Origin of the sequence: Yoonia sp. R2331, assembly GCF_041103235.1 — a bacterium.
Taxonomy (GTDB): domain Bacteria; phylum Pseudomonadota; class Alphaproteobacteria; order Rhodobacterales; family Rhodobacteraceae; genus CANMYO01.
On record NZ_JBGCUN010000001.1, the window covers coordinates 371,413 to 385,152 of the forward strand.

13 protein-coding genes and 1 pseudogene are annotated in these 13,740 nt (G+C 58.0%); 2 read left to right on the forward strand and 12 right to left on the reverse strand.

The window, feature by feature from the left end; all coding sequences use genetic code 11:
* Positions 1-2: 2 nt before the first annotated feature.
* From AB3Y40_RS01915 to AB3Y40_RS01945, 7 genes and pseudogenes are all read right to left on the reverse strand, one after another.
* Positions 3-776 (reverse strand): hydroxypyruvate isomerase family protein, encoded by a 774-nt coding sequence (locus AB3Y40_RS01915; protein WP_369437114.1) that lies wholly within the window; start codon positions 774-776, stop codon positions 3-5.
* Positions 773-1,423, reverse strand: coding sequence for a 3-oxo-tetronate 4-phosphate decarboxylase (otnC, locus tag AB3Y40_RS01920; RefSeq protein WP_369437115.1), 651 nt, complete (start codon positions 1,421-1,423; stop codon positions 773-775). Before otnC ends, AB3Y40_RS01915 begins: the two co-directional genes overlap by 4 nt.
* On the reverse strand, positions 1,420-2,691 hold the full coding sequence (otnK, locus tag AB3Y40_RS01925) for a 3-oxo-tetronate kinase (protein ID WP_369437116.1): 1,272 nt from the start codon (positions 2,689-2,691) through the stop codon (positions 1,420-1,422). Before otnK ends, otnC begins: the two co-directional genes overlap by 4 nt.
* Positions 2,688-3,605, reverse strand: coding sequence for an L-threonate dehydrogenase (gene ltnD / locus AB3Y40_RS01930; protein ID WP_369437117.1), 918 nt, complete (start codon positions 3,603-3,605; stop codon positions 2,688-2,690). Before ltnD ends, otnK begins: the two co-directional genes overlap by 4 nt.
* Position 3,606: 1 nt before the next feature.
* A complete protein-coding gene (locus AB3Y40_RS01935) occupies positions 3,607-4,884 on the reverse strand; it encodes a TRAP transporter large permease (protein WP_369439583.1) in 1,278 nt (425 codons plus the stop codon).
* A gap of 174 nt (positions 4,885-5,058) precedes the next feature.
* Positions 5,059-5,622: pseudogene (locus AB3Y40_RS01940) on the reverse strand (TRAP transporter small permease subunit); the annotation flags it as partial.
* An 83-nt stretch (positions 5,623-5,705) separates the two neighbouring features.
* Positions 5,706-6,740, reverse strand: coding sequence for a TRAP transporter substrate-binding protein (locus AB3Y40_RS01945; protein WP_369437118.1), 1,035 nt, complete (start codon positions 6,738-6,740; stop codon positions 5,706-5,708).
* Between the two features lie 245 nt (positions 6,741-6,985).
* Here AB3Y40_RS01945 and AB3Y40_RS01950 point away from each other — a divergent pair, with 245 nt between their 5' ends.
* Positions 6,986-8,032 (forward strand): LacI family DNA-binding transcriptional regulator, encoded by a 1,047-nt coding sequence (locus tag AB3Y40_RS01950; protein WP_369437119.1) that lies wholly within the window; start codon positions 6,986-6,988, stop codon positions 8,030-8,032.
* Positions 8,033-8,397: 365 nt separating this feature from the next.
* On the opposite strand, the gene trpA is transcribed toward AB3Y40_RS01950, so the two are convergent.
* The 4 genes from trpA to AB3Y40_RS01970 all read right to left on the reverse strand — a co-directional run bounded on the left by trpA (position 8,398) and on the right by AB3Y40_RS01970 (position 10,406).
* Positions 8,398-9,189: a tryptophan synthase subunit alpha gene (gene trpA / locus AB3Y40_RS01955; RefSeq protein WP_369437120.1), complete on the reverse strand. Its 792-nt coding sequence runs from the start codon at positions 9,187-9,189 to the stop codon at positions 8,398-8,400.
* 215 nt (positions 9,190-9,404) lie between these two features.
* Positions 9,405-9,797 (reverse strand): DUF1801 domain-containing protein, encoded by a 393-nt coding sequence (locus AB3Y40_RS01960; RefSeq protein WP_369437121.1) that lies wholly within the window; start codon positions 9,795-9,797, stop codon positions 9,405-9,407.
* Positions 9,778-9,987, reverse strand: coding sequence for a hypothetical protein (locus tag AB3Y40_RS01965; RefSeq protein ID WP_369437122.1), 210 nt, complete (start codon positions 9,985-9,987; stop codon positions 9,778-9,780). Before AB3Y40_RS01965 ends, AB3Y40_RS01960 begins: the two co-directional genes overlap by 20 nt.
* Positions 9,987-10,406, reverse strand: a complete 420-nt coding sequence (locus AB3Y40_RS01970; RefSeq protein WP_369437123.1) for a VOC family protein — start codon at positions 10,404-10,406, stop codon at positions 9,987-9,989. Before AB3Y40_RS01970 ends, AB3Y40_RS01965 begins: the two co-directional genes overlap by 1 nt.
* A gap of 88 nt (positions 10,407-10,494) precedes the next feature.
* Here AB3Y40_RS01970 and ychF point away from each other — a divergent pair, with 88 nt between their 5' ends.
* Positions 10,495-11,592 carry a redox-regulated ATPase YchF gene (gene ychF / locus AB3Y40_RS01975; RefSeq protein WP_369437124.1) on the forward strand — a complete coding sequence of 366 codons (1,098 nt, stop codon included), beginning with the start codon at positions 10,495-10,497 and terminating at the stop codon, positions 11,590-11,592.
* Positions 11,593-12,000: 408 nt separating this feature from the next.
* On the opposite strand, the gene AB3Y40_RS01980 is transcribed toward ychF, so the two are convergent.
* Entirely contained in the window at positions 12,001-13,587 is a 1,587-nt protein-coding gene (locus AB3Y40_RS01980; protein ID WP_369437125.1) for a helix-turn-helix domain-containing protein, read from the reverse strand.
* Positions 13,588-13,740 lie beyond the last annotated feature (153 nt).

Sequence of the window (13,740 nt, forward strand, 5' to 3'; positions counted from 1 at the left end):
TCCTATCCTGAAAGTCCCGCATGGTCGTTCACCCAGCCGAGCGTATCGTCAGTGTTGCCGCAGGGCTTGTATTCCGCCCCCAAAGGCGCGTCGTAGCCAAGATCAGAAATGACCTTAAACAAATAGCCGTAGTCGATCTCACCGTGATCCGGAGCCCCCCGATCCGGAACAGAAGCGAACTGGATATGCCCAATCCGATGCAGAAGCGCCTCGATCCGACGGGTCAGGTTCCCTTCCATCAACTGCACATGGTAGCAGTCGAACATCAGTTTCAGATTGTGAGCGTTGACAACATCGAAGATCGCTTGCGCTTGATCGGTTGTGGTCAGGAAGTATCCCGGGGCATCGTAGCTGTTAAGCGGTTCGATCAGAATGGTGATGCCGTGTGGAGCGGCGGCTTCGCAGGCGTAGTTCAGGTTTTCGACAAAGGTACAATGAGCTTGGTATCCATCGGCGAATCCAGCCATGACATGGATGTTTGGTGTGCCGATGGCGGTGGCATAGGCAATGGCCTCATCGATGGCGGCCTGTGCCTCGGCCTCGCGTCCGGGGATTGCGGAAAGCCCGTTGTCCCCGGCGGCGACATCGCCGCGACGGGTGTTGAGGCCCAACATCGGCAGACCGGTCTCGCTCAGGGCGGCCTTCACGTCGTCGGTTGGCACATCATAGGGCCAGTGGCATTCCACGGCGTCGAAGCCAGCAGCCTTGGCGGCGCGGATAGCCTCGGGCAGGGGCCGGTCGTTCCACAAAAAGCCCAAGTTGGCAGAAAACTTCATGCGTCCCACTCCACATCGAATTTCGTGACAAGCGCCCGGACTTGGGTCTCTGTTAGTGCGCGCGGGTTCATTCCGCGCGTCAGCATCGCCAGGCGCGCGGTGTCTTCCAGTTCCTCGATGGCATTGCAGGCCGCCTCAATATCCTTGCCTGCAACCACGGGGCCGTGATTGGCAAGCATCACCGCACTGCGCCTTCCGGCAAGGCCACGCACGGCGTCTCCCATCGCAGGATCGCCGGGCAGAAAGAACGGCAGCAACTTCACCTTTCCAAGCTTCATGATCCCGTAAGGTGTCAGCGGCGGCAGGAAATTGTCCTCATCGGCATCGGGCATCAAAGACAGCGCGACCGCATGGCAGCTGTGCAAATGCACCACCGCACCCGCCGTGCTGCGCGTGTCATAGAACGCCGTGTGAAGGGGCATTTCCTTGGTCGGCTTGTCGCCATCAATCAGCGCGCCTTGCGCATCAAACCGGCTCAGCCTGCCCGGATCGAGCCGGCCAAAACTTGTCCCGGTGGGAGACACCAAAAGTCCGCCGTCGTCCGTCCGGGCAGAGATGTTGCCGGTGCTGCCCCCGGTCAGGCCACGATCAAACATGGATTTTGCCAACAGGCAAATCTGCTCTCTTAGACGGGCTTCAATGCTCATGCGGTATCTAGTTTGGTCTGGGCGATCGAAAAGAAGTCTTCGGTGCCAAAGTTTCCGGACTTCAGGGCCAGCGCGATATTGGCCCCATCCGATGTGCAATAGGTCCATGGGACGCCAGGCGCGATTTCTGTCCCAATATCAAGTTGGGCCACTGCAAGCGCCTTGGTGACAGCGCCTGACGTCTCACCGCCCGCAACGATCACCCGGCGCGCACCCTTGTCCCGCGCGGCAACCGCGCAGGCCGACAGCGTGGCCTCGACGATCTCTCCGGCACCCGCCACGCCCAGCTTTTCCTGCGCTGCGCGAACGCTTTCGGGATTGGCCGTGGCATAGATGATCGGGGCTTTGTCGAGGTCCTGTTTGGACAGCCAGTCAAGTGCTTTCTGCGGGCCGTTCTCTGCCAAAGACAGCGGGTCCAATTGGAAAGCAGGAACGCCACGGCTGGTGTAATCGGCCACTTGCTTGTTGGTCATGGAAGAGCAGCTGCCTGACAGAACGATCGTCCCAACCCCAAGCTGCGGCGCCTGCGCCCTTGGCGCGTCCGCAGACAGCAACCCATCCGCAAGATAAAGCGCCGGAAGTGGCATCGCCACAGCAGACCCCCCCGTAATCAACGGCATGTCACGACAGGCGGCGGCGATGGTCTCAAGGTCTGAATGTGCCACGGCATCCACAACCACGTGCGCTGTGCCGTCTGCCCGATGGTCCGCAAGGCTGGCGCGCAGCGCATCAGCACCTTTTTCAACCGTTCGTCTGTCTGTCAGCCCCACGGGCTTTGTCACCTGCGGCGCAAGCAGACGCATCAGATTGCTATCACGCATCGGGGTCAGCGGATGGTCTTTCATTGGGCTTTCCGCCAATGGCTGCTGCCCGACAAACAGATTGCCCATGAAAATGGACCGCCCGTTTTCGGGGAAGGCCGGGCAATAGATCGTCTGGTCCGTATCCAGATCCCGCATCAACGCTTCTGCGACCGGGCCGATATTCCCGTCTGCTGTGCTATCAAAGGTTGAACAGTATTTCCAAAAGAACCGCTGCGCGCCTGCCGCCTGCAACCACGCAAGGGCCGCGCGTGTCTCGTTGACCGCCTCCGCGACCGGCGCGGTTCGGGATTTGAGTGCGATCACCTCAAACGGGCTGGTGGCGTCGGGCGGGGTATCGGGCACCCCAATCCGCAAAGACACCCGCACACCGCTCCGGGCTAAAAGCCCCGCGATGTCGGTCGCACCCGTAAAATCATCGGCGATGCAGCCAAGGACTGTGGTCATTTCTCTTTCCCCGGTAGAGTCAAACGCGCGTTGCGGGCATAAACCTTGGCGACGGCAGCATCGTCTTCCTGTCCATGACCCATTCCTGCAGCAGCTACAAACTGCTGAAGCGCGGCCGCAGTGATTGGCGCGCTGAACTGCGCCGATTTGGCGATGTCGAGCACGATGCCCAGATCCTTTGGCCATATGTTGACCGAACTGTGCGGCGTGTAGTCCCCCGCCACGATATGGGGCGCCCGGTTCTCCAGCATCCAACTGGTTCCGGCGCATTTACTGATTACTTCAACAAACTTCTCAGGCGTCACTCCTTGGGTCATGCCAAAGGTCAAAGCCTCGGCCATGGTGGCGATATGGACGCCAGCCAAAAGCTGGTTCACTGCTTTCATCGCGCTGCCAGCCCCAACTTCGTCACCAAGCTCGAAAACCGTTTCGGCGATACTATCCAGCAGCGGGCGCGCAGCAGAGAATGCCTGCGCGGAGCCAGACGCCATGATCGAAAGTTGACCGCTGGCGGCTTTGATCGACCCCCCGGAAATCGGCGCATCAAGATAGTGAACGCCGCGTTCATCGCACTTTGCAGCCATGTCCTTTGCGAAGGCCGGAGGGACGGTCGCGCATGCCAGCACAACCGCGCCAGGTTTCAGTTTCGCAACGATGCCGTCTTCTCCGAACAGAACGCTTTCGGTTTGGGCGGCATTCAGTACCACCACCGCAATTGCATCCAGCGTGTCGGCGACCTCAGAAAGAGGAGTATCTTGCCCCCCCTCGGCTTTGAACTTGGCGATCTGGTCTGGGTTGATATCAACGCCCCAGACCTTGTGCTCACCACGCAGTGCTGAAGCGGCCATACCATACCCCATCGAACCAAGGCCAATTATCGCGACATTCCTAGAGTTCTTGGTGTCCATGGTCATGTTAGTCTCCTTTCACCCAGTTTGGCAGCCACAGTGCAACGTCAGGGAAGAACAACACGATAGCAAGCGCAACGACTTGAATGCAGATAAAAGGGATCAGCGCGCGAAAGATCTCGGACAAGCTCATGTCCTTGGGCGCGACAGATTTCAGGTAGAAGGCCGCCGGGCCAAAAGGCGGCGAAAGATAGCTGACCTGCATATTCATAGCGAAAAGGATACCGAACCATACTGGGTCCATGCCAAGCTTGATAATGATCGGCACGAAGATCGGCATGGTTAGCAATGCGATGCCGATCCAATCCATGAACAAGCCCAACACCACGAGAATACCCATCATGATCAGCACGATGACAATCGGTGAGGCACCACTGTCCAGGATCGTGCTCTCGATAAACCGGTTGCCGCCCATCAGGTTGTAGACACCCACCAGAGCTGCCGCACCCAGGCCGATCCAGATGATCATTCCGCATGTTTCAAGGGTCTGTTTCAGGCTGTCGCGGATAAGTCCCCAAGTCACTTCGCCCCGAACGGCCGCAGAAAGGAACACACCGACCACGCCCATAGCTGCCGCCTCTGTCACAGAGGCAATGCCGCCGTAGATCGAACCCAATACGGTAACGGCCACGCCGACCGGCAGGATTACGCCGCGCATCTTACGCAGTTTCTCGGACATCGAGATGTTCAGCTCTTCGTCCGAGATCGGTGGGCCCATCTCGGGGTTCGCGTAGCACCGGATCAGAATGTAGATGATATAGAAAGACGCCAGCATCAGGCCTGGTGTCACGGTGGCAAGGAACAGGTCGCCAATGGAAACGCTGGCGGTCAGCCCGTAGACGATCAAAACAATCGACGGTGGGATCATCGTGCCGAGCGAGCCACCGGCACACACCGTACCAATGGCCAACGCGCGGTTATAGCCAAGCCGCAGCATCTGTGGCAGGGCAATCAAACCCAGAAGAACGATCTCGCCACCGATGATGCCAGAAATCGACGCAAGGAAAACGGCTGCGACCAGAGTCTGGACAGCGACACCGCCTTTGATGCGACCAGCAACAAGGCGCATGGCGTCGTAAAGATCTCGCGCCATGCCTGAACGGTCCAGAAGAGACGCCATAAGAACGAACATGGGAATAGCGACAAGGACGTATTCATTTACGAACGAATAGATCCGGCTCGACACCAACGGCACGCCTGATGTCCCGAACCATGCAATCGTGAATAGGATAGCAATCAAGCCGGTGACAAAGGCCAGTGGAATGCCGGTCAGGATCAACACCATGATCGACCCGACGAGCAGAAGGGAACCGGTCTGAATACCAAGGTTTCGACCCTCGGAAAACAACAGGTAACCGCCTATCGCGAGGATCGCAAAAACGGCCCCAATGCCAATAATGGCCCATTTGCTTGGCGGCTCGCCCGCGCTTTGGCGGTAGCCGGTGCCCTTCCATGCGGTCAAAATATGGCCGACCGATTGGATCGCCAAAACGATCGAGGTGATAAGAAGCATCATTTTGATAATGGCAGGCGTAATTGGGTTCCACGCCGAACCTGAGCGTTCAAGGCGAATGTCACCCTGCGGCGTCCACCACGACTTTTCGACCATCGTGTAGGCCGCGTAGGCAATTGCGGCCGCGAAGAACAGCGCAAGCAGTCCGTTCACAACGTCCAAAAGTCTTCGTGTGCCTCCGCTGGTACCAAAGTAAATCAGCCCAATGCGGATATGCTTATCTGCTGCCAGACACTGCATCCCGCCGTAAAGGTAACAGGCGGCGATCAGCGCGATCACTGTTTCATGGGCCCAAATCGTCGGAGCATTGAAGAAATACCGCGCGACGATTTCGTAAAGCGAGATCAGTGTCGCGATCGCAAACAGAAAGCTAAAGGCGGTCCCTATCGTAATTATTCCGCGGTCCAACCCATTCTGAGGACCTGCACTGTCGTCTTCATGGACTCTTTTTAAGGCTTCGAGTTGCGCCTCGACTTCGGCTTCGGTCATTGCCGTTTCCTGCTGTGCCATGGTCCCCTCCCGGAACGTGAGCTGATGTATTAGGAGCGAAGGGGCCAGAAACGGCCCCTTCGCGACGCTGCGAAAAAAGTGCGTTACTCGACCAGAAGACCGGCACCGATCAGGTAGGCCGTGACACTGCCATAGGCTTTACCTGCCATCTCGGAACGCTCGGCCCAATTGGCCCACTGCGACTTGGCAATGCTGCGGAACCGCGCTCGTTCTTCGTCAGACCAGTTGATGACTGTGATCTCGGGATCAGCCTCTGCTTCAGCAACAGCGGTTTCGTTTTGCGCCTCCAACTGGCTGACCATGTCGCGCGCAAACACTGAGACGGAATCGTTCAGAATAACCTGAAGGTCTTCGGGCAAACCGTCATAAATGTCCTTGTTGATCGAAACTTCGATCACAGGCATGGAATGGAAACCGGGATACAGCGGATATTTGGCGAACTCGTGCATGCCTTGGGCATGGTTGGTCGAAAATACAGTGTAGTCCGCGGCGTCGATGACGCCTTTTTCCAAAGAGGTGTAGACCTCAGAACCGGGCAGGTTCACCGGCGAAGCACCGGCTGCGGCAAAAACCTCCTGCACCATGCCTTCTGGTGCGCGCATCTTGATGCCTTCAAGGTCATCAACACCGTAAATCGGAACCGTGGAAAGGAAGGCTTCGACGCCCGTTGCGGATGCGCCGAGGAATTGCAGACCATAGGGGTTCACCAACTCGTTGAAGAGCTCTTTGCCGCCCCCGTTTTCCATATAGTCGAACATTTGCTCGGGCGCTGACCACGCACCAACAAGGTTGCCCAACATGGCAAAGGCCGGATCTTTGCCAGAGAAATATGAGGGGTCCGTGATGTGGCCTTGCAGAATGCCCGCACCAACCGCGTCAAGCGTTTCATTGTGTGCCACCACGGTGCCCACTGGCACGACAGTGATTTCGATGCGCCCGTCGGACAGTTCATTGACGCGATCAGCCCAGGCTTCCTCGATTGGAAAGAAGTTGTCTCCAGCCTGTGCAGAGGTCTGGAACGTCCATTGGTAATCTTGCGCGAGCGCAGTGCTGGCGGAAAGCGTTGAAACGGCAACGATGCCACTCAGGACGAGAGATTTAAGTGTGTAGTTTGTCATGGTTCCTCCCAAAGCGCCGCAGGAGCGCTGGTTTGCAGTATTTGTGGTCTCCTCCGAAACCACGATTATCCCGGACCATCTATTCGGTACCGATACCGGTACCGATACCGGTATTGATACCAGTGATCTATTTGCCCTAAGCTGTCAACACTTTCGCGTCGACTTTAGGATGCCGATGCTTGAATAGAGGCTGGGGCCTTGCCGGCGACAGGCCGCGTCGCGATGGGCGGAATGGAAGCAAGTCTATGAAAAGCAGAAAAACTTTAGCAGACGTCGCAGCAGCTGCTGGTGTCAGTAAGATGACAGCGTCACGCGCCCTTCGTGGTGACAAGGACGTCTCACAGGTCAACATAGAACGGGTCAAACAGGCAGCGCGCGAGATAGGCTACTACGGGAATCAGTTCGCCTCTTCCCTTTCGAGTAAACACACCGACTTGATCGGCGTCGTGGTTCCCAGCCTGTCGAATATCGTGTTTCCCCAGGTCATGTCGGGGGTAACCGATGCGCTGAAGGGTACCTTGCTGCAGCCGGTTTTTGGGGTCACGGATTACGATCCCGAAACAGAATACGAAACCTTGCGAAACATGTTGTCATGGCGCCCTGCCGGGTTGATCGTGACCGGGATCGACCAACCGCCCGAAACCCGCCAGCTGTTGAAAGACGCAGGCGTTCCGGTTGTACAAATCATGGATATCGACGGCCATCCTGTCGACACCTGTGTCGGGTTTTCGCACAGCGAGGCAGGTCATGACATTGCCATTGCCCTGTTTGAGAAGGGCTTACGGCGCTTCGGCTACGTCGGGCGCAATCTCGACAAGGACCTTAGGGCCGCAAAACGGAAACTAGGTTTCCAAAGCGGACTACGCGACCATGGACTCGCCTTCGCCGACTCAATTGATGGATCGGATTTGCCGGTCGAAGTGACCGCACTTTCTGCTGTCGATTGCGGCCGCCGTTTGACTGCCGACCTTCTGAAACGCCAGCCCGATCTTAATTGCATCTACTTCTCTAACGATGATCTTGCGTTTGGCGGCCTGTGTCACTGTATTTCGGCAGGTATCAACGTCCCGGGCGATGTCGCACTGGCTGGCTTCAACGGTCTGGGTCTCATCGAAGGGTTTCCCGGCAAGATCGCAACTTCGCGGACAGCGCGCAAACAGATTGGCGAGCAAGCCGCGCGGACGATCCTTGAGACCTTGGAACACTCCGCTGCCGAAACGGAAAAACTGCATATCCTGAAGCCAGAAATATCGCTTGGCGAACTGGCTGAGATCAATAACAAGCCGGACTGACTTCGACGGTCTACCGCCTTGAAAGCTGTGCTCGCAAACTGTCAGAGATGTCTCTCGACTTGAGTGCCAAGATAACCCGCAGCGCGAGATGGGATTTGTTCCCACTGATCTGTGCTGCATTATGCGATCGGCTATGGTAATTCTCTGCGACAGAACAAAGTCGCATAGTCCGCGTCTGGATGATCGGAATAAGCAGCAGCGAAAGCACGGTATCTGATCGAGAGAATTCGACATCCGTGAACGACCGTTCTGGTGACATGCACTGAACCGCAGCAGCACGTGCGCTGCACGCGCGAAGGACTGCTGCGTCAGCGAAAGCCTAGAATCCAAGGTCGGTTTTGTCCCGCAAACCTGAAACGCAACCCTTATGCGCGGTGCGTCCCGTCAGCCAGTGATTTGACAAATTTCAGGACGTTGGAAGCACTCTCGCCAGCGCCGATCTTTTCGACGATGGCCGATCCAACAACCGCCCCATCTGCGATCTCGGCAATCGCCTGTGCGGCGTCAGGTGTCTTGATGCCAAATCCCACAATCACCGGCAGGTCGGTCTGGGACTTGATCCGTGCCACCTCTGGCCCGACGTCCGCGGCCTGTGCGGCGGCGGCCCCGGTGATACCGGTGACTGAGACATAATAGACAAAGCCGGATGTGTTCTGCAGCACCTTGGGCAGACGCTTGTCATCCGTGGTCGGCGTGGCAAGCCGGATAAAGTTGATGCCCGCCTTTTGGGCCGGGATACAAAGTTCGTCGTCTTCCTCGGGCGGCAGGTCCACGATGATCAGCCCGTCGATCCCGGCTTCTTTCGCCTCTTTCAGAAACCGGTCCACACCGCGCGAATAGATCGGGTTGTAGTACCCCATCAGCACAATCGGCGTGGTGTCGTCTGTCTCGCGCAGCGCGCGCGCATAGTCGAGCGTCTTGGGCAGGTTCTGTCCACCTTCCAGCGCCCGCTGTCCGGCCAGTTGGATGGTGGACCCGTCGGCCATCGGATCGGTGAACGGCAGACCCAATTCGATGATATCGACACCTGCGCCCGGCAGGCCTTTGACAACCTCCAGCCCGGTGTCATAGTCGGTGTCGCCCGCCATGACATAAGCCACAAAGGCCTTTTTGCCCGCAGCTTTGAGTTCTGCAAATTTGGCGTCGATTCTGCTCATCGTTTGTCCCCGATCATGACCGGGTTCGTCTGTGCGACATGTGGCCGGAAAACGCAATGGGGCAGGGGGTCTTGCGCCGCATCACCTTTGGGGCACAAAACCCTTCAAAGGGTTTTGGTCAGAGCCTTCAAAGGCTCTGGTCACCGCGCGGCCACCACGCGGCGCGCTGGTGCAAGGGGATGCCGCGCAGACCGCCGACCGCGATCAGAGAGCGTTCAGAAAAGCCGGTTCAGCACGCCCTTGGTCTTGTAGATGTTCTTGTAGTCCCACTGAATGCGTCGGCTGTCCGCCAGCCACGCGGCCAGTGCCGCGGCGTCAATCTGGCCCACATCCGTGAACCGCGCCTCGGCGGCCTTGAACATTCCGGTCTTGACCAGACCCTGTGCCTCAAAGCTTTGCCCGCTCCAGAACATCAACCGGATACAGTCCTTCAACTTACTGTAACCCACGATGGGATTGCCATCCAGAAACCAGACCGGATGGGCATGCCACATCTTGCTTTCCGCCTCTGGCAGGCCTGTGTCGATCAGCGCGCGCAGCCGGTCACAGATCGCACGGTCGCCCGCGTTCTGTGCTGCGTGATAGGCCTCAATCGTCTGCGGTTTCATGATTGCCGCCGAACCAGCGTTTCACCCGCGCCCACAGACCGATCCGCCCGAGACCCAGCTGGCGCTGCTGCGCCAGCCGGTCGATCTCGTGATTGTCGATGATCCGCTCGGCACAGCCACAGCCTTCGCCCAGACCAACCTTGTTGTAGTAAAAGCTCTCGAACTTCTGTTGCTTGGGAATATGTCGCATCATCCCTCCTGATCGCAATTCACCATCCACGGCACGCCGAACCGGTCGCGGCACATGCCAAAGGCCGCCGCCCAGAACGTCTGATCCATCGGCATCACAATCGTGCCGCCCGCCGCCAGCTTGTCAAACAGCGCTTCGGCCTCTGCAACGCTGTCACACTGCGCCGACAGGTTGAACCCGTGGAACCCCTGATGCGGGCCCGAAAATTCCTCCATTGCGTCCGACGCCATCAGCAACCGCCCCTGCACCATGACCCGCGCATGCCCGATCTTTTGCGCTGTCTCATCGCTCATCGGCGGCATCCCCGGCATCTCGCCCATCCGCTGCAGATCCGTGACTTCGCTGCCAAACACATCTGCATAAAACGTCATCGCCGCTTCTGCGGTGCCTGGAAATGTCAGGTAAGTCTCTAGTTTCATCGCGCGCCCTCCTGCCGCCACCCTAGACCCGCTTGCCGATTCCCACCAAGAAGCGTAACAGGCGCCAAAGCCAAAGGAGTGCCGGATCATGGGTTTCAAAATGGGCATCGTAGGTCTGCCGAACGTCGGCAAATCGACCCTCTTTAACGCGCTGACCAAGACGGCCGCCGCACAGGCCGCCAACTTTCCGTTCTGCACCATCGAACCCAATGTGGGTGAGGTCGCCGTGCCTGACGCGCGCCTTGATAAACTCGCCGCCATCGCTGCCTCCAAACAGATCATCCCGACCCGCATGACATTCGTCGACATCGCGGGCCTCGTGAAAGGTGCCTCCAAGGGCGAAGGCTTGGGCAACCAGTTCCTCGCCAATATCCGCGAATGTGACGCCATCGCCCATGTGCTGCGCTGCTTCGAAGACGATGACATCACCCATGTCGAAGGCCGCGTTGACCCGGTCGAGGACGCCTCTGTCATCGAAACCGAACTGATGCTCGCGGATCTGGAATCGATCGAAAAGCGGATGCAGAACCTCGTGCGCAAGGTCCGTGGCGGTGACAAGGAAGCCGTGCAACAGGTCCGCCTGCTGGAAGCCGCGCAAGCCGTGCTGGAAGACGGCAAACCCGCCCGCGTGGTGGATGTCGACGACGAAGACGCGCGCGCCTGGAAGATGCTGCAACTCTTGACGACCAAGCCGGTGCTCTATGTCTGCAACGTCGAAGAAGAGAGCGCCGGGTCAGGCAACGGCCAATCCGCGCGCGTGGCCGAAATGGCCGCTGCCCAAGGCAATGCCCACGTGGTGATCTCTGCCCGGATCGAAGAGGAAATCAGCCAGCTCGACGCGGACGAGGCCGAGATGTTCCTCTCCGAAATGGGCCTTGAAGAGGCCGGGTTAGACCGCTTGATCCGTGCGGGCTACGAACTTTTGCACCTGCAAACCTACTTCACCGTCGGCCCCAAAGAGGCCCGCGCCTGGACGATCACGGAAGGCACCTCTGCCCCCAAAGCCGCTGGCGTGATCCACGGCGATTTTGAACGCGGCTTCATCCGCGCCGAAACCATCGCCTACGACGACTTCGTTGAACTTGGCGGCGAAGGCCCCGCCAAAGAGGCCGGCAAAATGCGCGCCGAGGGCAAAGGCTACATCGTCAAAGACGGCGATGTGATGCATTTCCTGTTTAACACGTAACAAAAAGCCCAGTCTTTTTGTTACCGGTGGCAAAGGGCGTTGCAAAGCAATGCCCAGCCACTCAGACGATCTGCCGGGTGCTGATGCACCAAAAGCCCAGACTTTTTAGGTGGGTGGCAGGGGGCGTTGCAACGCAATGCCCAGCCACACAGATGATCTGCTGGGTGCTGATGCGCAAAAAGCCCAGTCTTTTTGTTACGTGTGGCAAAGGGCGTTGCAAAGCAATGCCCAGCCACTCAGTTGACCTTCTGGGTGATAGACTGCAACTACCCGTAGGCCGGCGTTCCTCCGGCCAGCAACCCGCGAACTTCCCGACAAGACGTCGCCACCACCGGACGGTCGGGTTTTTCCCCGGCACTCTTCCGTCGTTCGTCCGGCGCAACACTGCATCCTCCGGTAGGCCGGGCTTCAGACTGGCGCTCCCGCCGCCTCAACCTCCGCCAACAAATCATCGCACTGCTGCGTCTGATAATCCGACCCCTCCACAAAAAACGCCCGCGCCTTGGCAATCCGCTCGCGCGCTTCGGTCAGGAGGGCGGTGTCCGGCTCAATCCGATACCTCGCAAGCGCAAGGTCCGCGATGTTCCATTGCAGACGGGCAAATTTGAATGGCGCTCTATCTTCCAAGTCCGCATCTTCGCAGGCTGCATAACCCGCCCGCGCTGCATCCAGTTTGGTCAAGTCACCTGTCACTTCTCCCAGCCAACGTCGTGCAAGTGCGAGGTTATTTTGTGTCGAAGCCCAACCCAGTGGATCGGTCTTCTTGTCTTCGAGCGAAAGGGCAGTGCCCAAGGCCGCTTCTGCCTCTGTCAGATGATCCGCCGATCGCTCGACTTCACCTAGCGAGCTCAAGGCATTTCCAAGGTTGTTCCAGGCATCTTTTAAATTCGCGCTGTTTTCTGCCTGGTCTAAGTCCAAGGCGACACGGTAGGCTGTGACCGAAGCGGTCAATAACGCTGGATCAGCTTTGCGTTTACCAATTTCATGTAGGGTGCCACCAAGGCCGTCTTGATGCGCCGACCAATTGATTGGCTCTTTTGCTTTGTTGGTCCTCTTGATGGCCGCTTCAAACGCATTCTTGGCAATGGTCAGATGGCGGTCATTCGTCGAGCGCTCCGCAATGCGAAAGTGGCACCAACCCAGGGTATAAAGAGCCTTAGCCTCAAACTGCCTTTTGCCTTTGCCGCGATCTTGATAGTTCGCCTTGGCCAATGACAAGCTCACCCGCAATGCAAACAGATCGCCCACCGGATCCGCGTCAACGCGCCATTGATAGGCCAGATCATCCACTGCCCGGAAAACCCCACCAGCCGGGGCTTGCCGGTAGATATCCCGGATCAAACGCACTGCCGCTTTGCCAGGATCATTACGCAAACGGTCCTGGCTAATCTGCTTTTTCAGGTGTAGTTCCGCCAGCCTGTCGATCCGGTCGCCTTCGTCATCCAACAGTTTGGCTGCCGCGTCAAAATCACCATCAGTGTTCAGGTCATCCACCTGCTGCATGAGCAGTGCAAATTGCGCATCCGCATTTCCGGCAAGGGCGGCGATTTCTTTGTTGCGGACCAGCTCCTCAAGCGCGCTACGCACACTGGTGTACGCAGTCTCGCGGTCCTTGTGGTCGCCTTCCGTGTAGCGATTGGCGAGTTGGATTAACAGGTCGTCACTAGCGCCGCCAGTCGCATCTTCGCGCTGCAGGCGCGCGACAAGCTGGTCCGCTTCGCGTTCCGCTTTTGTCTCGCCACTCTCGGCAGTTTCCTCGGCATCCAGAAACTTGTCGATCCAGCTTTCGTCCAGGTTCAGCGCCTTGCAAAACTTTCCGACGGTCAGGACACCAAGTGCCTCTTTTTGGCCCTTTTCAATCTTAGAGATGATTGAATTGCCAACGGGCGGCTCAACCATCCCACCAAGTTCAGCTTGGCCAATTCCTCGCCGTGCGCGTTCGCGTTTCAACGTCCGGCCAAAGGCCTTGAGAATGTCCGGGTCAACTTTGGGCAACTTCTCGCAATCCTAGGCAACTCCGGGCCACAATTGCCCAATTCGGGAAACTCTGTTTCAGCGACCCGCTGTTCTGAAACGAACATAATCAAGTCATGGGGTCAATCGGCCCCTGACTTGGCCAAGTCTCACCTTCCACATCCCTGAAAGGAT

Bases quoted from the DNA above. Each gene is read 5' to 3' on its own strand.
- AB3Y40_RS01945 (WP_369437118.1), bottom strand. From the start codon at position 6,740: ATGACAAACTACACACTTAAATCTCTCGTCCTGAGTGGCATCGTTGCC.
- AB3Y40_RS01960 (WP_369437121.1), bottom strand. From the start codon at position 9,797: ATGAAACCGCAGACGATTGAGGCCTATCACGCAGCACAGAACGCGGGC.
- AB3Y40_RS01950 (WP_369437119.1), top strand. From the start codon at position 6,986: ATGAAAAGCAGAAAAACTTTAGCAGACGTCGCAGCAGCTGCTGGTGTC.
- ychF (WP_369437124.1), top strand. From the start codon at position 10,495: ATGGGTTTCAAAATGGGCATCGTAGGTCTGCCGAACGTCGGCAAATCG.
- otnC (WP_369437115.1), bottom strand. From the start codon at position 1,423: ATGAGCATTGAAGCCCGTCTAAGAGAGCAGATTTGCCTGTTGGCAAAA.
- AB3Y40_RS01970 (WP_369437123.1), bottom strand. From the start codon at position 10,406: ATGAAACTAGAGACTTACCTGACATTTCCAGGCACCGCAGAAGCGGCG.
- AB3Y40_RS01965 (WP_369437122.1), bottom strand. From the start codon at position 9,987: ATGCGACATATTCCCAAGCAACAGAAGTTCGAGAGCTTTTACTACAAC.
- trpA (WP_369437120.1), bottom strand. From the start codon at position 9,189: ATGAGCAGAATCGACGCCAAATTTGCAGAACTCAAAGCTGCGGGCAAA.
- otnK (WP_369437116.1), bottom strand. From the start codon at position 2,691: ATGACCACAGTCCTTGGCTGCATCGCCGATGATTTTACGGGTGCGACC.
- AB3Y40_RS01915 (WP_369437114.1), bottom strand. From the start codon at position 776: ATGAAGTTTTCTGCCAACTTGGGCTTTTTGTGGAACGACCGGCCCCTG.
- ltnD (WP_369437117.1), bottom strand. From the start codon at position 3,605: ATGACCATGGACACCAAGAACTCTAGGAATGTCGCGATAATTGGCCTT.
- AB3Y40_RS01935 (WP_369439583.1), bottom strand. From the start codon at position 4,884: ATGGTGTTGATCCTGACCGGCATTCCACTGGCCTTTGTCACCGGCTTG.